The organism is Amycolatopsis sp. NPDC041971 (genome assembly GCF_055588925.1).
In genome coordinates this window covers 436,960-456,612 of the sequence record NZ_JBVJCE010000001.1, presented here as the reverse complement: position 1 = coordinate 456,612, position 19,653 = coordinate 436,960, and the positions used below count along the sequence as shown (strand labels likewise).

Here is a 19,653-nt window from a genome sequence, read left to right as displayed (position 1 = left end):
GAGGCACGTAATGGCTGACAGGTACCAGCAGTTCACGAAATCCCCGGTGGGGAAGTTCGTGGTGCCGAAGCTCGGCCTGCCGAACCCCGCGACGCTCCGCCGGTACAAGCCCGGTCAGCCTCCTCTCGAGGGTCCCGCACTTCTGGGCGCCGCGCCGGGCGGTCGCCTCGAAAAGGTGATCGAGGCGCAGTTGCACCGCGCGGGCGTCGACGTCCTCTCGAACGCGACCGATAAGCACGCCGCGCTCGTCTTCGACGCGACAGGCGTGAAGGACCCGAAGCAGCTTCGCGAGATCTACTCCTTCTTCCACCCCGTGATCCGTAGCGTCGGGCCGTCGGGCCGAGTCGTCGTCCTCGGCACTCCGCCCGAGCTGGTCGAAGGACACGAGCGGATCGCGCAGCGTGCGCTCGAAGGCTTCGTGCGCTCCGTGGGTAAGGAGCTGAAGCGCGGCGCGACCGCCCAGCTCGTGTACGTCGCAGACGGAGCCGAAGAGGCCACTGAGTCCACGCTCCGGTTCCTGCTGTCGTCGAAGTCCGCTTTCGTCGACGCCCAGGTCATCCGCGTCGGCACCGAGACGAAGACCGCCTCCGCCCCGGCCGACTGGACGAAGCCCCTCGAAGGCAAGGTCGCGCTGGTCACCGGCGCTTCCCGCGGTATCGGCGCCGCCATCGCCGAGGTGCTCGGCCGCGACGGCGCCCACGTCGTCGCGCTCGACATCCCCGCGCAGGGCGCGGATCTGTCCAAGGTCGCCAACAAGGTCGGCGGCTCGTCGCTGCAGCTGGACATCACCGCCGCCGACGCGCCGGAGAAGCTCGCCGAGTACCTGACCACGCGCCACGGCGGCGTCGACATCGTCGTGCACAACGCGGGCATCACCCGCGACAAGACGCTCGGCAACATGACCGAAGGCGGCTGGGACTCGGTCATCGCGGTCAACCTCGCGTCGCAGCTCGCGGTGAACGAGAAGTTCGTGGCCGACAAGGTGCTGCACGAGAACGGCCGGATCATCGGCGTCTCCTCGATCGCCGGGATCGCGGGCAACGTCGGCCAGACCAACTACGCCACCAGCAAGGCGGGCGTCATCGGCATGGTGAACGACGGCGCGCCGAAGCTCGCCGAATACGGCGGCACGATCAACGCCGTCGCCCCCGGTTTCATCGAGACCAAGATGACCGCCGCCGTCCCGCTGTTCATCCGCGAGGGCGGCCGGCGGCTGTCCAGCCTCGGCCAGGGCGGGCTCCCGGTCGACGTCGCCGAGACGATCGCCTGGTACGCGAACCCGGCTTCGGCCGCGGTCAACGGCAACGTGGTCCGCGTCTGCGGCCAGGCACTCCTGGGGGCTTGATCATGGCGGTCAAGGAACTTCGCGAATCGCCGAGCCTGTCTTCGCTGTACCCCAAGGCGTTGCTCGGCTCACTGCGCAAGAGCGGCGGGAACACGCTGCCGGGCACCGAGTTCGTCCGCGAGGGTGTCGTCGTCGACCCGGCACATCTCGCCGCGTACAACCAGGTGTGCGGTTTCCGGCTGGACGACGTCCTTCCGGCGACGTATCCGCACATCCTCGCGTTCCCGTTGCAGATGGCGTTGATGACCGAGGCCGACTTCCCGTTCCCGCTGCTGGGCATGGTGCACGTCAACAACCGGATCACCCAGCACCGGCAACTGCGGCTCGACGAGACGTTCACCCTGCGTGTGCGCGCCGAGGATCTGCGCCCGCACGAGAAGGGCACGCAGTTCGACGTGATCAGCGAGCTGCTCGTCGGCGACAGTCCTGTGTGGACGGACGTCAGCACGTACCTGCGCCGCGGTGGCGGCAGCGGCGAGAAGACCTCGCACGGTCAGCTCTCCCAGCCATCGCCCACCGCGATCTGGCAGGTGCCCGGCGACATCGGCCGCCGCTACGCCGAGGTCTCCGGCGACCGCAACCCGATCCACCTGCACTCGATCACCGCGAAGGCGTTCGGCTTCCCGGCCGCGATCGCGCACGGCATGTGGACGAAGGCGCACGCGCTCGCGGCGTTCGAAGGCAGGCTTCCGGAGGCGTTCACCGTCGACGTGAAGTTCAAGCAGCCGGTGCTGCTGCCCGCCAAGGCCGCCTTCACCACCTGGAGTGAAGGCCGGGGCTGGGCTTTCGAACTCTGGAACGCGCGCAAGCCGAAGCCGCACCTGGAGGGCTCAGTCGTCGCTCTCTGACGGCTTCCAGATCTCGCCCTCGACCAGGTCGTTGAACCCGAGCCACACCAGGTTCATCAGCCACGAGGCGAGCACGCCGTCGGAGACATCGGGGTGGTCGAGGGCCCAGTCGGCCAGCGACTCGGCCGCCCCGACCAGCGCGGCGGACAGCCCGGCACCGGAGAACTCGGCCTGCTCGCCGAGGCCCTTGCGGGTGCCCGCGGAGACGACCAGCGCGGCGACCAGTTCGATCGCGCGGGTGCGCATGTCGGTGATTTCCGCGGCGAAGGCGCCGCCGACGGTCATGGCCTGGCGGTGCAGCACCGTCCAGGACTCGCGGTAGTCGGCGACGAACCGGTAGAACGCGCGGAGCCCGTGCCAGAGCTGCATGTCGGGCGGCAGGTCGGGTTTGATCCCGTCCTGCACCGCCTCCAGCAAGCGAGTGGCCTCCCGGCGGATGCACGCGCCGAAGAGGTCTTCCTTCGAGCCGAGATAGGTGTAGATCATCGGCTTGGAGACGCCGGCGACCTCGGAGATCTCGTCCATCGACGCGGAGTGATAGCCGTAGCGCGAGAACACCGAGACCGCTGCGTCCAGGATCTGGCGTTCCCGCACCGCTCTCGGCAGCCTTTTGGCGCGTTCGGCGGGACGCGGTACTTCCTCGGACACTCAGGACCTCCCCTTAGTTCGCGTAAGACGCTACCGGGCTACCACCGGCAGGGGTGCTTTCGGCACGCTTGCCCCCCTACCTACTGGCGGGTAGCCTTACGCTCGGGTAGGCGAGCTGGAGGGGCAGATGACCGAGACCGTGGGGCTGACCGGCCACGCGCTGGTCGACGCGCTGGAGCGGATCGAGCCGGATTCGGCCGAAGCGCACTCTCTCGACGTCAACGAGGTCGCCGGCGCCATCGACCCGAAGGACCTCGGCAAGGACGACGTCCGGCGGTTGCTGGCCGCGCTCGGGCGCCTCGCCGAGTCCGCGCCCGCGTTCGACCTCCGCAAGGTCGACCCGGCCCGCTTCGCGAACCTCGTCGCGCGCGCCTCGCGTACGCAACTCGAGAGCGTCGTCGCCGAACGGCCGCTCCGAGACCGGGTGCTGCGCGAGATCTTCGACCGCATGGGCGCGCACATCCGGCAGGACCGCGCGAAGTCCCTGCACGCCGTCGTCCACTGGCGGCTGTCCGGCGGCACCGGTGAGGGCGGGTACGACCGCTACGAGACGGTGATCTCGCACGGCGAATGCACGGTGAGCCGGAACATGAGGGAGAAACCGAGGGTCACGATCACGATCGCACCCGTCGATTTCTTCCGGCTCATCACCCATCAGGCGACGCCCGCTGTGCTATTCGTCACGGGAAAGATCAAAGTAAAAGGTGACCTGGCCTTCGCGACGGGCCTGATCGGTTTCTTCGACCTTCCGAAACCTTCCTGAGCCTGGCCGAGCGGATACACTTCCGTGCCGTGCCCCGAAATTCTTCGATCCGGCGCTGGCGGGACAAGGCGCGCCTTTCCCGTCCGTTACGGCCGCGCCGGACGCGCACCGGCGGCGAGCACGTCGTCAACGCTTTCGCGGAGAAGCTCGAACTCGCCAACCTGAGCCCCGAGCAGTTCACCCAGGTGCTGGAAACCCTCCACATGCTGGGTGAAACCGGTGCGGGCATCGAGCTGAGCTCACTGGAGACCGAAGTGCTCGTCGACGTCGTGCAACGGGCATCGCGGGAGCAGTTGAAGGCGATCGCCGATCATCCGGAACTGCGTTCGGCGTTCCTCGACGAGATCTTCCGCAGAATGTCGGATCATTTCGTTCCGGAACGTGCTCAGCATGTCGACTTCGTCGTCGCGTGGCGTTTTACCGACGGTGACGGTGAAGACGGTTTCGATCGCTTTCAAACGGTCATCGAAGACGGCGTCTGCGTTTCCAGCACCGATCTCGCGCGCACTCCGGACACCACCATCACGCTGTCCGTCGACGACTTCATCCGGATGGCCACCGGCAACGCGGCCGTGGCGGCGATGTTCGTGACCGGCAAGGTGAAGGTGAAGGGCGAGTACGCGCCGGCGGTGCGGTTCATCGGGTACTTCGACATTCCGAAGCCGAGCGGAAGTTAGCTGGGCCGCTCGGCCTCGACTCCGGTCCTTGGGGAGCTTCGCCACTAGCAGTGTAGTGGCGAAGCTAAAGGGCTCAGCCCTCGACGATGCGGCCCTCGATCACCGGCGGCTGCTTCTTGGCGGCCTCGGCGGGCGGGGTGTCCACGACGACTTCGCTGTCCACCACCATCACCGGCCCGCGGGTACGGTCGGCGAACTTGACCGCCCGGCGTGCCATCCGCTTCTGCCAGACCTTGCGCGCGACACTTCGCGTCGGCGGCAGGATGAACAGCAGGCCGATGACGTCGCTGACGAAACCGGGCAGCAGGATCAGCAGCCCGCCGAGCCCGATCAGCATCCCGTCGGTGAGTTCCTTCTCCGCGTCGGCCGGCCGCCCGAGCCGCGCGGACTCGGCGAACGCGCGGAAGGCGCGGCCGCCTTCGCGGCGGGCGAGCCAGGAGCCGATGAACGCACCGGCGAAGAGCAGCGCGATCGTGCCGAGCACGCCAACGGCCGAGCCCACCGCCCACACGGCGGCGATCTCGGCGACGACATAGAGCAGGAACGCGACAGCCATACCTCGACAACGTACGGCTTGCCCGTTTTGCTCCCAACCCCCGATACGGTGACGAGGTCATCCGATCCGGCGCAGGAACTCCTCCGCCGCACGCCGCCTGGTCAGCACGATTCGCCGCGCGTGCGCCCCCTGTTCCGCCAGCCGTCGCACCGTCCGTTCCCGCTGGTCCTTCGGCCAGCGCCAGACGTAGGAGTAGAACTCCCGGTCGAAGCGCTCGGGGCAGCCGGGTGCCTGCTTGTCCTGCCCGTACTCGCGCAGGCACCGCACCAGCACCCGCCGGAGGCAGACGCGGCGTGGGAAGTCGAGGAAGACGATCGTGTCGGCCCGCGGCAGCCGCAGGTGCATCGACGCCCCGTAGTTCCCGTCGATCACCCAGGCGTCGGACGCGACGATCTCCCGCTGCGCGGCGTGGAACTCCTCTTCCGGCGCCTGCGTCCACCCCGGCCGCCAGAAGAGCCGGTCGAGGTGGGTGACCGGCAGGTCGAGAGCGGCGCCCAGCCGACGCGAGAACGTCGACTTCCCGGCACCGCTACAGCCGACGACCATGATCCGTCGCATCGTCAGTCGACGGCGTCGTCGAGGTACGCGGCGGCTTGAAGGGTGAACAGCTCGGCGTAGCCGGCCTTCGCCGCCATCAGCTCGTCGTGCGATCCGTATTCGGCGACCTTTCCGTTTTCCAGCAACAGAATCCGCTCCGCCTGCCGGACGGTGGAGAACCGGTGCGAGATGTACAGCGTCGTGCGTCCTTCCGAAAGCTCCCGCAGCCGCGAGAAGAGGTCGTGTTCGGCCCGGGCGTCCAGCGCGGACGTCGGTTCGTCGAGGATCAGGATCGGCGCCTCCCGCAGGAACGCCCTGGCCAGCGCGATCTTCTGCCATTCGCCGCCGGACAGGCTGACGCCCTGGTCGAACCAGCGGCCGAGCGGGGTGTCGTAGCCGCTGGGCAGGCGCTCGATCCGCTCGTCGGCACCGGCCCGGTTGGCCGACGTCTCGATCCGTTCACGGTCGATCAGATGCGTCAGGTCGCCGAGCCCGATGTTCTCGGCAGCGGTGCCCTGGTAGGTGACGTAGTCCTGGAACATCGCGCTGATCCGCCGCCGCAGTTCCACCGGGTCGTATTCGCGGATGTCGACGCCGTCGAGCAGGATCCGCCCGCCCGTCGGGTCGTACAGCCGGCACAGCAGTTTGAACAGTGTCGACTTCCCGGCTCCGTTGCGGCCGACGACGGCGACCGTTTCCCCCGGCCGGATCTCGAAGCTCACGCCGTCCAGGGCGGGCTCGGGTGCTCCTGGATAGGTGAAGGACACTTCCTCGAACCTGATGTGTCCCTCCACAGTGGACGGAAGGGGACGCGGCTCCGGCGGCGCGACGATCTCCGGTTTCGTCCCGAGGAAGCGATACAGCGTGTCGAGGTAGAGATTGTTCTCGTACATCCCGGAAAACGCGGTGAACAGGCCTTGGACGGACGTCTGCACCGACGCCGCCGCGGCCGTGTACAGCGCGAGATCGCCGAGGGTGAGCCTGCCGCCGACGGCCTCCAGCGCGATGTACAGCGCGATCGCGGCTCCGGCGGTGGTGCTGAGCAGCCCCCACGACGTCGAACTGACGCTGCGCTTGCGGGTCAGTGTCCGCTGGCGGTCGTAGAAGACCTGGCCGAGCCGCTGGAACCGGTCGACGAAGTACGGGCCGAGCCCGAAGAGCTTGGTCTCCTTGGCGTAGGTATCCGTGGTGACCAAAGAGGACAGATAATCCATCCGTCGTTTCAGCGGTGACATCATCACCGTCAGCCAGAACGCGCGGGCACCGTATTTCGACTGCGAGATGAACGCGGGGATCGGCGCCACGAGCGCGACGAGCGCCAGCAGCGGGCTGATCGAGACGAGCAGCGCGATCATGCTGCCGAAGGTGATCGTCATCCGGATCAGGCCCAGCGCCGAGTTCATCATCGACAGCGGCCGCGTCGGCGCCTCCTGCGCGGCTTGGCGCAGCATGTCGTAGGACGAGGACCCCTCGAAGTACGAAAGATGCAGTTCGCTGGCGTGGTCCATCACCTGATGGCGGATGGTCAGCGTCATCCGTTCCTGCAGCAGGGACTGGCCGTAGGTGGTCAGCGCCTGCGAAACCGCGGTGAGCACGACGATGCCGAACTGGAAGAAGGCGACGCCGACGATCGCGCTCTTCGTCCCGTGTCCCTGGATCGCCGCGACCACCGAATCGATCAGCAGCTTCGCGACGTACGCGGTCGCCGTCGGGAGGAGACCGGAAAGCAGGGTCACCAGGGTGATCATGATGGTCAGCGGCGGGCTTGCCTGCCAGGTCAGCTTCGCGACCTTCGGCAGGCCGCGGACCGTGCCCGCGACGTTGACCCACATGCGGTTGAGCCGGGACTTCAGGTCTTTCGGGAGGGCGTCGGGTTCGGGCTCCGGGATGTCGACCGGGCCGGTCAGCCCGCTGTCGGGCACCGTCGACGGCGGGCGACGGCGCCTGCCGCCGCGCGCCATGAACAGTTCCATGCCGCCTCCCGCACCGGGCGGGCCGATCACGCGGCCCCCAAGGCGCCGTTGAGGAACACGTCGACGAGTTCCATCGTGGTGGGTTCGTCACCGGTCTCGCTGAACCGGATCCGGCCGCTGAACAGCAACGACAGGAAAAGCGCCGCGGATTGCGCCGGCGGCAGGCGGAGGTGGTCCTTCTCCGGTTCGAACAGCTCGGCCATGGCGTCGCGCATCGCGCTCATCGACTCCTTTCGCCGGTCCCTGCGGTCGTCATGGCGATGCTCCGGCCGCTTGCCGGAGCCGTGCATGACCGCCATCAGCGCGCCCATCCGCTGGAGGTGCGCGCTGAGCGCGTCGGCCGCCTCGATGAGCCTGTCGTCGAGGGGTTGGTCGAGGTCGATGACCGCGATCGCGTCGAGTACCTGGTCGGGTTTCAGTGCCTCGGCGAAGCAGGCGGCGAACAGTTCGTCCTTGTCCTTGAACACGCGGAAGACGGTGCCCTCGCCGATGCCCGCGGCTCGCGCGATCTGGCTGGACGTGACACCGGCGCCGTACTCCACCAGCAAAGGCAGCACGGACTGGACGATCATCCGGCGCCGCTCGTCGGCACTCATTCCCGGCGCCCTCCGCCGGGAGGTGGTTTCTGTCATGCCTTCAGTTTGCGGAGTGAGCACTCACTCCGTCAAGCGAATAAACGGGAAGTCCGTGAAGGCCTCCTTGAGGGACTCTAGGTCCCTCAAGGAGGCCTTCACGGACTTTGGGGTCAGTAGGTGATCGCGACCGCGGGGTCGGCCAGCAAAGCGCCGACGTCGGCCAGGAACTCCGAACCCTGCTGTCCGTCGATCACGCGGTGGTCGAAGCTCAGCGAAAGCTGGAGCACCTTGCGCACCTTGATCTCGCCGTCGACCACCCACGGGGTGTCCTTGATCGCGCCGAGGCACAGGATCGCGGACTCGCCGGGGTTGATGATCGGCGTCCCGGTGTCGACGCCGAAGACGCCGACGTTGGTGATGGTGATCGTGCCGCCGAGCATGGCCGCCGGGGTGGTCTTGCCCTCGCGGGCGACGTCGGTCAGCTCGGTGAGCGCGATCGCGAGTTCCTTGAGGGACATCGAATCCGCGTCACGGACCTTGGGTACGACGAGCCCGCGCGGGGTGGCCGCGGCGATCCCGAGATGCACGTAGTCCTTGTAGACGATCTCCTGCGCCGCCTCGTCCCACACCGCGTTGACGTCCGGAGTGCGCTTGGCCGCCAGGCAGACGGCCTTCGCCGCGAAGGTCAGCGGGGTGACCTTGACCCCGGCGAACTCGCGCGACTTCTTGAGCTTCTCCCGGAATTCCATCATCGGCGTCACGTCGACGGTGAGGAATTCCGTGACGTGCGGGGCGGTGTAGGCGCTCCGCACCATCGCGGCGGCGGTGGCCTTGCGGACGCCCTTGATGGGCACCCGGCGTTCCCGCGTCGCGGGGTCGTAGCCACTGTCCACAACAGACTGAACAGGGGCGGCCGGAGCCGAACCGTCGGCGGCCGCCCGCACGTCGTCACGGGTGATGACGCCGCCATCGGCGGTCCCGGTGAGCGCGTGCAGGTCGACGCCGAGGTCCTTGGCGAGTTTGCGCACCGGCGGCTTCGCCAGCGGCACGTACCCGCCCTTCGGCTTTGAAGACACAGCAGGCGCGGGAGCCACGGCCACCGGAGCAGGAGTAGCGGCGGCCGGTGCCGCGCCCTTCCGCGCACGCCGCTGCGTGACGACGGCCTTGGAGCCGTAGCCGACCAGCGGCTTCATCTCCTCTTCCGCCGGCTCTTCCGCCACGGGGGCGGCAGCGGGGGCGGCCTTGCCGTCCGGGTCGACGTCGATGGTGAGGATCGGAGCGCCGACCTCCACCGTCTGGCCCGGTTCGACGAGCAGTTCGGTGACCACGCCCGCCCACGGAATGGGCAGTTCGACGGCGGCCTTCGCGGTCTCGACCTCGACCACGATCTGGTTCACCGTGACGGTGTCACCCGGTTTGACCTGCCAGGCGATGATGTCGGCCTCGGTCAGCCCCTCCGCCGTGTCGGCTAGGGGGAATTGTTTGTACTCGGGCATCTCAGGAACTTCCCCCTTACCAGGCGAGTGAACGGTCGACGGTGTGCAGCACCCGGTCCAGATCGGGGAGGTAGTGCTCCTCGAGTTTGGCGGGCGGGTACGGCGTGTCGAATCCGGTCACCCGCAGCACGGGGGCTTCCAGCGAGTAGAAGCATTCCTGCTGCACGCGCGCGGCGATCTCCGAGGTCAGCGACGACTCCGACGGCGCCTCGCTCAGCGCGATGAGCCGCCCGGTCTTGCGCACCGACTCGAACACCGGCTCCAGGTCGAGCGGGGACAGCGTCCGCAGGTCGATGACCTCGAGCGACTTGCCCTCGTCCTCGGCGGCGGCCGCCGCGTCGAGCGCGACCTTCACCGACGGGCCGTACGCGACGACGGTGACCGTCGTGCCTTCGCGGACGACGCGGGACTTGAACAGCGGGTCCGGCGTGCCGTCGGTGTCGATCTCGGCCTTCAAGGCACCCGAGTGGTACAGCTTCTTCGGTTCGAAGAACAGGATCGGGTCCTCGGACTTGATCGCCTGCTGAATGCCCCAGTAGGCGTCGACGGCGTTCGAAACCGAGACGACCTTGAGCCCGGGGATGTGCGCGAACAGCGATTCCGGCGACTCCGAGTGGTGCTCGACCGCGCCGATGCCGCCGCCGAACGGTACCCGGATCACGATGGGCATCTTGATCTTGCCCTGCGTCCGGTAGTGCAGCTTCGCGACCTGGCTGGAGATCTGGTCGAAGCCCGGGAAGATGAAGCCCTCGAACTGGATCTCGCACACCGGGCGGAAACCGCGGACGGCCAGGCCGACCGCGGTGCCGATGATGCCCGATTCGGCCAGCGGCGTGTCCAGGACGCGCTGCTCGCCGAAGTCCTTCTGCAGTCCGTCGGTGATGCGGAAGACGCCGCCGAGCTTGCCGACGTCTTCACCCATGATCAGGACCTTCGGGTCCTCTTCCATGGCGCGCCGGAGGCCGAGGTTGATCGCCTTGCCGATGGTGAGTTTCTGGAGGTCGGCCATTTCAGTGTTCACCTGCCCCGACGAAACCGTCCATGTAGGCCAAGAACTCTTCGCGCTGCGCGTCCAGCAGCGGCGTGGATTCCGCGTACACGTTGGAGAAGATCCGCTCGGGTGGCGGTTCGGGCATGTTGAAGCAGTACTCGCGCAGCTCGGCCGCGAACGCGTCCGAATCGGCCTGCACCTGGTCGAAGAACGCCTGGTCGGCGCCGCCACCGCGGGCGAGGTACGCCCGGACGCGCTCGATCGGGTCCTTCAGCTTCCACTCCTCCAGCTCGTCGGAGAGCCGGTAGCGGGTGGGGTCGTCGGTGGTGGTGTGCGCGTCCATCCGATAGGTGAACGCCTCGATCAGCACCGGGCCGTTGCCGTGGCGGCATTCGTCGAGCGCCCAGCGGGAGACCGCTAGGCAGGCGAGGACGTCGTTGCCGTCCACGCGGATGCCGGGGAAGCCGTAACCGCGGGCGCGCTGGTACAGCGGCAGCCGCGACTGGCGTTCGGTGGGCTCGGAGATCGCCCACTGGTTGTTCTGGCAGAAGAACACGAGCGGCGCGTCGTAGACCGCAGCCCAGACGAAGCCTTCGTGCACGTCGCCCTGCGAAGTCGCTCCGTCACCGAAGTAACAGATGGTCGCTTCGCCGTCGTCGTCGCCGACCTTGCCTTCGAACTTCTGGCCCATCGCGTAACCGGCGGCGTTGAGCACCTGGTTGCCGATCACGATGGTGTACGGGTGGAAGCCGTGTTCCTTGTAGTCCCAGCCGCTGTGGTCGGTGCAGCGGAAGATGCCGAGCACCTCTTTGAGGTCGACGCCGCGGGCATACGCGACGCCGTGCTCGCGGTAGCTGGGGAAGGCCATGTCCCGCTTCTGCAGCGCGCGGCCGGAACCGATCTGCGCGGCCTCCTGCCCGAGCAGCGGGACCCAGATGCCGAGCTGGCCCTGGCGCTGCATCGCGTTGGCCTCGCGGTCCGCGCGGCGGACCAGGACCATGTCGCGGTAAAGGCCCTTGAGGGCTTCGACGTCGATGTCGTCGACGTAGCGGTCGAATCGCGGCGACGAGATCCGTTCGCCTTCGGGGGTGAGCAGCTGAGTCAGCTCAGCGCCACCTTCGCTCGTTGCTCGCAAACCGGCGATCACCTGTTCGGGGGAAGGTTGCGCCGCTACGGCGGCGGGACCATCTCCAGGCTCCGGGTGCGTCCAGTGTTCGGACGGCATGCGCTGCTCTCCTTGATGTCGGCGCCTCTGGCGGCCACTTGTGGCGGCCACAGTGACTGCGCCGGCGGGGACCAGCGCGTCGGATCTGAAGCGCTGGGTCACCATCGGCGTTGACGGTTCGTGCGCACATCCTGGCATGCCGGACGCCGTCTTGGTCAGTGGCGGATGCTGATTTGTTGCTGAGAAAGGGTGTCTGATCAGGGAAAATGCTAGGAAGCCCGAGTGTGGGGGCGCCGAAAGTAGGGGATTCACCCGCGGGCCGACCAGCGGACGACGCACCCGGACGGGTGTCTTGTCCGGCTTGATCGATGACGATCCGTGCCCGCCGCTGTGATCCATCACACGCTCGGCGACCCGTGGCAGGATGGCGGACGTGGAGCAGAAATCCGTACGCGAAACTGTTGTTTCGAACTGGACGAACGATGTCCTTCCCAGCCTGTCCGGCCTGGTGGCGATCCCCGCCTTGTCGCCGGCGTTCGACTCCGAGTGGGCGAAGACCGGTCATCTGGCCGCCGCCGTCGAGCACGTCCGTTCCTGGATCGCCGCGCGGGAGATCCCCGGCGCGACGCTTGAGGTCGTGGAGCTCGAAGGCCGCAGCCCGCTACTGGTCGTCGACATCCCCGCGACGTCCGCGGCGGCCGACAAGGGCACCGTGCTGATGTACGGGCACCTCGACAAGCAGCCCCCGGTGGGTGGCTGGTCCGAGGGGCTCGACCCGTGGACGCCGGTGATCCGCGACGGTCGGCTGTACGGCCGCGGGGCGGTCGACGACGGCTACTCGGGCTACGCGGCGACGACGGCGATCGAGGCCGTGCGCGCCGCCGGTGGTGAGCACTCCCGCGCGGTCGTGGTGCTGGAGACCGGTGAGGAATCCGGCAGCCCGGACCTGCCCGCCTACGTCGAGCACCTGAAGGAGAAGCTCGGCGCGGTCTCGCTGGTCGTCTGCCTCGACGCCGGCGGCACCGACTACCAGCGCCTGTGGCTGACGACCAGCCTGCGCGGCATGCTGCGCGTCAACGTCACCGTGAAGGTGCTCGAGTCCGCGCAGCACTCGGGGATGGCCAGCGGCATCGTCGCGAGCTCGTTCCGTGTCCTGCGTGCCCTGATCGACCGGATCGAGAACGTCGAGACCGGCGAGCTCAAGCTCGCCGAGCTGAGCGTCGACATCCCGGAGAACCGCGTCGAGGAAGCTCGCGGTGTCGTCGAGATCGCGCCCGGCGCGATGAAGACGCTCTTCCCGGTGGTCGGCCAAACGGTGTCCGACGACGATCTGGAACTGCTGCTCAACAACTCGTGGCGGCCGACGCTTTCGGTGATCGGCGCGGAGGGCTTCCCGCCCCCGGCCGACGCGGGCAACGTGCTGCGCGACAGCACCACGCTCACCCTGAGCTTCCGCCTCCCGCCGACGGTCGACGCGAAGACCGCGATGGAGGCGGTCCGCCGCGTCCTCACCACCGATGTGCCGTACGACGCTTCGGTCGAGCTCGGCGACTTCCAGGCCGAGAACGGCTGGAACGCGCCGGACACCGCGCCGTGGCTCGACGCCGTCCTGCACCACGTGAGCGGCGAGGTCTTCGGCGCGCCGCACAAGAGCTACGGCATGGGCGGGTCGATCCCGTTCATGGGGCTGCTCGGCGAGAAGTACCCGGAGGCGCAGTTCGTGGTCACCGGCGCCTGCGGGCCGGACTCGAACATCCACGTCCCGGACGAGTGGCTGAACATCGACTTCGCGCAGCGGGTCACCGAAGCGGTCGCGCACATCCTGGACGCGCACGCGCGGAGCTGATTTTCCCGCTCACGCTGCGAGGAACGGTCCGTTACTTGCAAAATTTGCAAGTAACGGACCGTTCATGGCGCGTAGGGGAGGATCATGTTCGAGGGTTTCGAGCTCGAAAACGTCGAGGTCGGTGACGTGACCCTGAGGGTCCGCCACGGCGGGTCGGGGCCGCCTCTCGTGCTCCTGCACGGACATCCGCGCACCCACACCACCTGGTACGACGTCGCGCCACGGCTCTCGGACGCCTTCACCGTCGTCTGCCCGGACCTCCCCGGCTATGGCCAGTCCTCGAAACCCGAGACCCTCGAGGATCACTCCGCGCACTCGAAACGCGCCATGGCCCGGCACATCGTCGCGCTCATGCGTCACCTCGGGCACGAGCGGTTCGCCGTCGCCGGGCACGACCGCGGCAGCGCCGTCGCCTATCGCCTCACGCTCGATCACCCCGAGGTCGTCACGAAACTCGCCATCCTCGACGGCCTCCCGATCGGCGAGCATCTTTCGCGCGCGGACGTGACGTTCGCGCGGGCCTGGTGGCACTGGTTCTTCTTCGGCCAGCTCGCGAAACCCGCCGAACGCGTGATCAACGCCGACCCGGACGCCTGGTACGGCGGCGATCCCGAGGCGATGGGCGCGGAGAACCACGCCGATTTCCTGCGCGCGATCCATGATCCCGAGACCGTCCACGCGATGCTCGAGGACTACCGTGCCGGGCTCGGCCCCGACCGCGAAGCCGACGACGCCGACAAAGCGGCCGGGAAGAAGATCGAGTGCCCGGTCCTCGTTCTGTGGTCCAGCCTGGACGACCTCGAAGAGCTTTACGGCGATCCGATCGCCGTATGGCGCGAATGGGCCGAGGACGTCCGCGGCTTCGCCATCGAGTCCGGGCACCACGTGGCCGAGGACAACCCGGCCGACCTCGCCGCGGCGTTGCGGGAGTTCCTGGCCTAGGCGAACTTGGCGCGTGGTCGTCGCGTGATTCCAGGGGCGGCACACGCTCACGTCAGCTGTGCCGAGAAGTCCAAAGTGGACTGACCGGGATCGCGTTCGCAGGGTCCCTGGGCCCGCCGTCCACACGTCGACCCAGGAGTGGCTCTCGCCCTCGACCGTCTCGCCGAGCTTGTTCGCCGTACTCGCTGCACCCCACCATGTCGGCGCGATACCCATGTAACAACCGTGACGGTCGAAACGGCGCTGTAACGTCACAGTGCTGTGATTGCCGCCGGATGAGTGGCAATATGCGTGCTCTCGACACATGGGAACTACAAGGAGTGACGACGTGGCCCGATTCAAAGCGCTCGCCCTGATCCCGGCGCTCGCCCTAGCCGCGGGTGCGCTGACCGCGTGTGGCGAAGAAGGTGGGCAGAGCACCGCGGCCGGTGGCGTCCAGCTCGTCGCTTCCGGCAAGCTCACCACCTGCACGCACCTGCCCTACCAGCCGTTCCAGGTCAAGCAGGGCGACAAGATCGTCGGCTTCGACGTCGATCTGGTCGACCTCGTGGCGAAGAAGCTGGGCGTCGAGCAGAGCATCGTCGACATCGCCTTCGAGAACATCGAGTCCGGCGAGGCGATGAACACCGGTCAGTGCGACCTCGCCGCCGCGGGTATGACGATCAACGACAAGCGCAAGGCGAAGTTCGCCTTCTCCGACCCGTACTTCGAGGCGTCGCAGGCGCTGCTGGTCAAGACCGGTTCGCCGATCAAGGACCTCGGCAACGTCGCCGGCAAGAAGATCGGCGTCCAGTCGGCCACCACCGGTGCCGACTACGCCAAGGAGAAGGCCGCCGGCGCCGAGATCGTCACCTTCGACGACCTCGCGCTGCTGGAGCAGGCGGTCAAGAGCGGCCAGGTCGACGCGGGCATCAACGACAACGGCGTGCTCTACGACTTCGTGAAGACAAACCCGGACACCACCGTCGTCACGGAGTTCAAGACCAACGAGTTCTACGGAATCGGCGTGAAGACGGGCAACACCGCCCTCCTCAACCAGATCAACGAGGTCCTCAAGGCTTCGGTCACCGACGGCTCGTACGCGCAGATCTACCAGAAGTGGTTCGGCAAGGCGCCGAGCTGGCAGCCGGGCAGCCCGGCCGCCGGTTGATAATCCGTCCTCTGTGGCCGGTGCCCAGCGCACCGGCCACAGGCTTGTCACCACCTGTTTGAGGAGAGAAATGGCACTGAGCCGCCGTCAGCGACGATCGGCGTTCCGGTGGGCGCAGTACGGTCTGCTGCTGGTGATCGTCGTGGTGTTCGCGCTGCTGGCCGACTGGGGACGGCTGGGCAAGGCGTTCTTCGACCTCGAAGTCGCCGCGAAGCAGTTCCCGGACGTCATCACCGTCGCACTGAAGAACACCATCATCTTCACCGCGCTGGGCTTCGTGCTCGGCCTCGGACTCGGTCTCCTGCTCGCGCTGATGAGACTGTCCTCGGTCGCCCCGTACCGCTGGTTCGCGCGCGGGTACATCGAATTCTTCCGCGGCCTGCCCGCGCTGCTGATCTTCCTGGCGGTCGGTGTCGGGGTGCCGATCGCCTTCCCGAACGTGTTCCTGCCGCGGAACATTTCGATCATGCTGGCGCTGGGCATCGTGTCCTCGGCCTACATGGCGGAGACCATCCGCGCCGGTATCCAGGCGGTGCCGCGTGGACAGGTCGAGGCCGCGCGGTCACTCGGCATGTCTCCCGCGCGCACGATGATCACCGTCGTGATCCCGCAGGCGTTCCGGATCATCCTGCCACCGCTGGCCAACGAGTTGATCATGCTGACGAAGGACTCTTCGCTGGCGTTCCTGCTCGGTACCACGCCGGCGCAGCAGGAACTCGCGCAGTTCAGCCGTCAGGCGCTGCTGGAGGCCAAGGGCCTGACACCGATCGTCGTCGCCGGCCTGTGTTATCTGGTCATCACCATTCCGTTGTCGATCCTGCAGCAGCGGCTAGAGAAGAAATACGGAGCCGGAGTGCCCGGCGGAGGAACGGTATGAGCACCCAGACGATCGTCGAGGTTTCGGGACTGCACAAGGCGTTCGGCGAACTCGAAGTGCTCAAGGGCATCGACCTGCACGTCGAGCGCGGCCAGGTCGTCTGCATCATCGGCCCGTCGGGCTCCGGCAAGTCGACGTTTTTGCGCTGCGTGAACCTTCTGGAGGAACCGCAGCAGGGCAAGATCGTGGTCAACGGCAGCGAGATCACCGACCCGGACGTCGACATCGACGCCGCCCGCACGAAGATCGGCATGGTCTTCCAGTCGTTCAACCTCTTCTCGCACCTGAGCGTGCTCGAAAACCTCACCGTCGCGCAGCGCAAGGTGTTGAAGCGCGGCAAGGACGAGGCGGTGCGCATCGCGCGGGAGAACCTCGCGAAGGTCGGGTTGGCGGAGAAGGAATCTTCGCTGCCGACGCAGCTTTCCGGCGGGCAGCAGCAGCGCGTCGCGATCGCCAGGGCCCTGTCGATGGACCCCGACGTCATGCTGTTCGACGAACCGACGTCGGCGCTGGACCCCGAACTGGTCGGCGACGTCCTCGCGGTCATGCGGCAACTCGCGCAGGAGGGCATGACGATGCTCGTCGTCACGCACGAGATGCAGTTCGCCCGCGAGGTGGCCGACATCGTGCTGTTCATGGACGGCGGTGTCGTCGTCGAGCAGGGTGCGCCGGACCAGGTGATCGGCGACCCGCAGGAGGAACGCACGAAAACGTTCCTCTCGCGGGTGTTGAACCCGAACCACCAGGGCTAACGTCCCCGGAGCTGCGACTCCAGCTGGACCACCTTGGAGACGATTTCGTGCGGCCCGGCGCCCATGAGGCTCACCCAGCCCTTGGCGTCCGGGCCGAACACGACGCGGCCCTGTTCGGTGTCCATCCAGCCCGGTGGCCTTTCGACGCGTTTCCGGTTGCCGCCGCCGTCACGGATGGCGACGTAAAGCCTGCCGAAGAAGGTGTGCGGCGACCGGATCCACTGGATGATCTTCTTGGCGTCGCGGATGCTCGGGCCGCCGCCGGTCGGCGTTTCGCCCTTCATCAGGACTTGCAGATCGGCTTCCGCGCAGTTCAATGACGGCGTGCGCGCGGCGGGAGCCTCGGGAAGCAGACCGGTGAAATCCTGCGCGAGCGTGTCCGGCCTGGCCGGCGTCAGGTACACGACCTTGTCGACCAAGACGACCGTGACCGCTTCCCTGCCACTGCCCGCGGCGCGAACGGTCCGCTCACGTCCCTCGGACTTCACCCACGAGTAGTACTCCACCGCCGGCCGTTGCAGGAAACGAAGTGTGTCGAGGAATTCGTCGTCGATCCGGCCACGTTTGAGCAGACCCTGTCTGTCCAATTCGGACTGTGCGGTGGCGGCGAGCTCGCGACGTTCCTCGGGCACGTACCACTGCGCGCCACGGACGAGCGTCGGGTGGATATCGCCCAGATCGTGTTGGTCCAGCAGGGTTTCATAGGTCTGGAGCGTCAGTTCGACGGGTTTTCGCAGCACGCTACGCGCCGATCACCGGCGGAACCGGCTTGTCCCCGTCGTAGCCGCCGAAGAGGGAGTCGCCGTCCTCTTCCTGCAACATGATCTTGCGCTGGTGCTCCTCGTCCTCGCCACCCTTGCCCTTGGCGCCGCCCATCCCGCCGGCACCCATACCCGGCGCACCGGGACGACCCGACCCCGCGCCACCCGCCGGCGTTCCGGCCGGTCCGCGCATCGCGCCTGCGCCGGGCATCCCGGCGCCGACACCGCGACCGGGCCCCATGCTCCCCGGCCCGCCCGTCGACCCGCCCGGCCCGAACCCGCCACCAGGCCCGAAACCGCCGGTGAACCCACCCGACCCCGGACCGAATCCGCCGCCGCCACCGGGTCCACCCGGCCCGAGGTTTGGCGGTGGGAAGTTGCCTGGACGCCCCTGGACCTTGTCGTCGGCCTTGGAGGACAGGTCGGTCCGATCGTTCGGCTGCGGCGAAGGCAGCGGCCTCGGCATCTGCGGCATCCTCGGCGGCTGCGGAACCTGCGGCGGCCTCGGCGCCTGATAGCCCTCGGCGCCCGGAGGCGCGCTGTACGAACTCGGCCCGCCGGTGTACCCGCCGGGTCCACCATGCCGCCCCGAGTCACCAGGCCCACCGCTGAACCCGCTGACCTTGGTCTGACCAGGGTCGACCGGATCCGGCGTGATCGGCCCCGACGAAACGTTCGGATCGTGCGCGGCCGGATACGCCGGCGCGAGCGACTGCTGCCGAGGCTGCGTGCCCTGGTAGTACGGCTCGTAGATCTCGACATTGTGCTTGGTGTCCGCGTCGAACTTCGCGGCCGCGATCTCGTCGTCACTCGCCCCGATGGACAGGACGTCCTCCGGCCCGCTGTCCCCCGCGCGCTCCTTCTCGACCGGACGGACATTACCGCGCGTGTAATGGAAGGAGGCGTTCTGGTCGTACATCGACTGCCGGGCGCGGTCCATGTTCTCGCCCGCGATCTTGGAAGTCGCGATGAGCGGGGCGAGGCCCGCTACGCCGCTGTCGGCGGCTTTGCCCTTCCAGAAGGAACTCAGCGCCGTCTGGCTGTTGGCCATCGCCTTGCTGATGTCCTCATGGATCACCATCAGGTGGTGGGACGCCACCTGGGCCGCGTCGAGCCGTGCGGTCGTCTTGGGGTTGGCGTTGAGCTTGGTGAAGATCTCCCAGCCGCTGTAGGTCATTGGGCCGCCTTCAAACGCTGGATCGCCAACTCCGCCAGCTTCACGCTGGAACCGCAGGGATCGCTGTAGCCAGGGCTGTCATCGAACAGCGCGGTGACCACGGTGTACATCATGTCGTCGCGAACTCCGACCGCCAGGTTGCAATTCCCAGCGCCTTCACCGCCGTTCGCGTAGACGACGGCCGGATATCCGCCGATATCAGGCAAGGGCTTGAACGTCGTGACGCCGCTACCCTGTTGCTTGAGCGCGTAGAGGTGACTCAAGCCATCGGGCTGGCTGACGTTCAGGCCTCCGTTGATCGATCCGGCGAGGTCGGCGAGGACCCACGAGCAAGTCGGGCCGCCGGCGATTTGTTCCACCTTCGAGCTCTTCAGCTTTCCGGCGATGCCCTCGATTTCCGCGTTTGTGGCTGCACTGCAGGGTTCGTTGGTGAGCTTTTCCGTCTTCAACGGGGTCGCCACTTTCGGAGCCCCTGCCCGAGGGAGGGCTGTGGCATCGGGGGTGGGTGTCGAGGGCTCGGCCTTACCGCCGGTTTCCCCGTTGCAACCGGCCGCGAGCACGGTGGCCACAGCGA

Annotated in this window: 20 protein-coding genes; 9 read left to right on the top strand and 11 right to left on the bottom strand. The window is 67.6% G+C overall.

Annotated features, from left to right (window positions below; genetic code table 11):
- The first annotated feature begins 10 nt into the window (after positions 1 to 10).
- Positions 11 to 1,345, top strand: a complete 1,335-nt coding sequence (locus ACZ6DT_RS02305) for a 3-oxoacyl-ACP reductase (RefSeq protein WP_465587386.1) — start codon at positions 11 to 13, stop codon at positions 1,343 to 1,345.
- A gap of 2 nt (positions 1,346 to 1,347) precedes the next feature.
- A complete protein-coding gene (locus tag ACZ6DT_RS02300) occupies positions 1,348 to 2,193 on the top strand; it encodes a MaoC family dehydratase (RefSeq protein ID WP_465587383.1) in 846 nt (281 codons plus the stop codon).
- On the opposite strand, the gene ACZ6DT_RS02295 is transcribed toward ACZ6DT_RS02300, so the two are convergent.
- Positions 2,176 to 2,841, bottom strand: a complete 666-nt coding sequence (locus ACZ6DT_RS02295) for a TetR/AcrR family transcriptional regulator (protein WP_007032385.1) — start codon at positions 2,839 to 2,841, stop codon at positions 2,176 to 2,178. The two genes, ACZ6DT_RS02300 and ACZ6DT_RS02295, sit on opposite strands and share 18 nt — an antisense overlap.
- Before the next feature lie 127 nt (positions 2,842 to 2,968).
- On the opposite strand from ACZ6DT_RS02295, the gene ACZ6DT_RS02290 reads away from it, so the two are divergent.
- Both ACZ6DT_RS02290 and ACZ6DT_RS02285 read left to right on the top strand, forming a co-directional pair.
- On the top strand, positions 2,969 to 3,604 hold the full coding sequence (locus tag ACZ6DT_RS02290) for an SCP2 sterol-binding domain-containing protein (RefSeq protein WP_465587380.1): 636 nt from the start codon (positions 2,969 to 2,971) through the stop codon (positions 3,602 to 3,604).
- Positions 3,605 to 3,633: 29 nt separating this feature from the next.
- Positions 3,634 to 4,281 carry an SCP2 sterol-binding domain-containing protein gene (locus tag ACZ6DT_RS02285; protein WP_465587377.1) on the top strand — a complete coding sequence of 216 codons (648 nt, stop codon included), beginning with the start codon at positions 3,634 to 3,636 and terminating at the stop codon, positions 4,279 to 4,281.
- A 73-nt stretch (positions 4,282 to 4,354) separates the two neighbouring features.
- On the opposite strand, the gene ACZ6DT_RS02280 is transcribed toward ACZ6DT_RS02285, so the two are convergent.
- The 7 genes from ACZ6DT_RS02280 to pdhA form a co-directional block, all read right to left on the bottom strand.
- Positions 4,355 to 4,837, bottom strand: coding sequence for an FxsA family protein (locus ACZ6DT_RS02280; protein WP_465587374.1), 483 nt, complete (start codon positions 4,835 to 4,837; stop codon positions 4,355 to 4,357).
- Positions 4,838 to 4,894: 57 nt separating this feature from the next.
- A complete protein-coding gene (locus ACZ6DT_RS02275; RefSeq protein WP_465587371.1) occupies positions 4,895 to 5,395 on the bottom strand; it encodes a P-loop NTPase family protein in 501 nt (166 codons plus the stop codon).
- A gap of 2 nt (positions 5,396 to 5,397) precedes the next feature.
- A complete protein-coding gene (locus ACZ6DT_RS02270; protein WP_465587368.1) occupies positions 5,398 to 7,347 on the bottom strand; it encodes an ABC transporter ATP-binding protein in 1,950 nt (649 codons plus the stop codon).
- Positions 7,348 to 7,373: 26 nt separating this feature from the next.
- Complete coding sequence (locus tag ACZ6DT_RS02265; protein WP_465588783.1) at positions 7,374 to 7,943, bottom strand: TetR/AcrR family transcriptional regulator; 570 nt, start codon at positions 7,941 to 7,943, stop codon at positions 7,374 to 7,376.
- Between the two features lie 149 nt (positions 7,944 to 8,092).
- Entirely contained in the window at positions 8,093 to 9,418 is a 1,326-nt protein-coding gene (locus ACZ6DT_RS02260; RefSeq protein WP_465587367.1) for a dihydrolipoamide acetyltransferase family protein, read from the bottom strand.
- Between the two features lie 16 nt (positions 9,419 to 9,434).
- On the bottom strand, positions 9,435 to 10,427 hold the full coding sequence (locus ACZ6DT_RS02255; protein WP_465587364.1) for an alpha-ketoacid dehydrogenase subunit beta: 993 nt from the start codon (positions 10,425 to 10,427) through the stop codon (positions 9,435 to 9,437).
- 1 nt (position 10,428) lies between these two features.
- Entirely contained in the window at positions 10,429 to 11,634 is a 1,206-nt protein-coding gene (gene pdhA / locus ACZ6DT_RS02250) for a pyruvate dehydrogenase (acetyl-transferring) E1 component subunit alpha (RefSeq protein ID WP_465587361.1), read from the bottom strand.
- Between the two features lie 373 nt (positions 11,635 to 12,007).
- Here pdhA and ACZ6DT_RS02245 point away from each other — a divergent pair, with 373 nt between their 5' ends.
- The 5 genes from ACZ6DT_RS02245 to ACZ6DT_RS02225 all read left to right on the top strand — a co-directional run bounded on the left by ACZ6DT_RS02245 (position 12,008) and on the right by ACZ6DT_RS02225 (position 17,141).
- Positions 12,008 to 13,420: a M20/M25/M40 family metallo-hydrolase gene (locus ACZ6DT_RS02245; protein ID WP_465587358.1), complete on the top strand. Its 1,413-nt coding sequence runs from the start codon at positions 12,008 to 12,010 to the stop codon at positions 13,418 to 13,420.
- 84 nt (positions 13,421 to 13,504) lie between these two features.
- Positions 13,505 to 14,362, top strand: coding sequence for an alpha/beta fold hydrolase (locus tag ACZ6DT_RS02240; protein WP_465587355.1), 858 nt, complete (start codon positions 13,505 to 13,507; stop codon positions 14,360 to 14,362).
- A 328-nt stretch (positions 14,363 to 14,690) separates the two neighbouring features.
- Entirely contained in the window at positions 14,691 to 15,512 is an 822-nt protein-coding gene (locus ACZ6DT_RS02235; RefSeq protein ID WP_465587352.1) for a transporter substrate-binding domain-containing protein, read from the top strand.
- 70 nt (positions 15,513 to 15,582) lie between these two features.
- A complete protein-coding gene (locus ACZ6DT_RS02230; RefSeq protein WP_465587349.1) occupies positions 15,583 to 16,389 on the top strand; it encodes an amino acid ABC transporter permease in 807 nt (268 codons plus the stop codon).
- Positions 16,386 to 17,141, top strand: a complete 756-nt coding sequence (locus ACZ6DT_RS02225; protein WP_465587347.1) for an amino acid ABC transporter ATP-binding protein — start codon at positions 16,386 to 16,388, stop codon at positions 17,139 to 17,141. The genes ACZ6DT_RS02230 and ACZ6DT_RS02225 overlap by 4 nt, the downstream gene beginning before the upstream one ends.
- Here ACZ6DT_RS02225 and ACZ6DT_RS02220 read toward each other — a convergent pair.
- From ACZ6DT_RS02220 to ACZ6DT_RS02210, 3 genes are read right to left on the bottom strand one after another with little or no spacing between them, the layout of a single operon-like run.
- Complete coding sequence (locus tag ACZ6DT_RS02220) at positions 17,138 to 17,881, bottom strand: ESX secretion-associated protein EspG (RefSeq protein ID WP_465587345.1); 744 nt, start codon at positions 17,879 to 17,881, stop codon at positions 17,138 to 17,140. The genes ACZ6DT_RS02225 and ACZ6DT_RS02220 overlap by 4 nt on opposite strands.
- Position 17,882: 1 nt before the next feature.
- Positions 17,883 to 19,079: a hypothetical protein gene (locus tag ACZ6DT_RS02215; RefSeq protein ID WP_465587342.1), complete on the bottom strand. Its 1,197-nt coding sequence runs from the start codon at positions 19,077 to 19,079 to the stop codon at positions 17,883 to 17,885.
- A complete protein-coding gene (locus tag ACZ6DT_RS02210; protein WP_465587339.1) occupies positions 19,076 to 19,648 on the bottom strand; it encodes a DUF3558 domain-containing protein in 573 nt (190 codons plus the stop codon). Before ACZ6DT_RS02210 ends, ACZ6DT_RS02215 begins: the two co-directional genes overlap by 4 nt.
- Between the last annotated feature and the right edge of the window lie 5 nt (positions 19,649 to 19,653).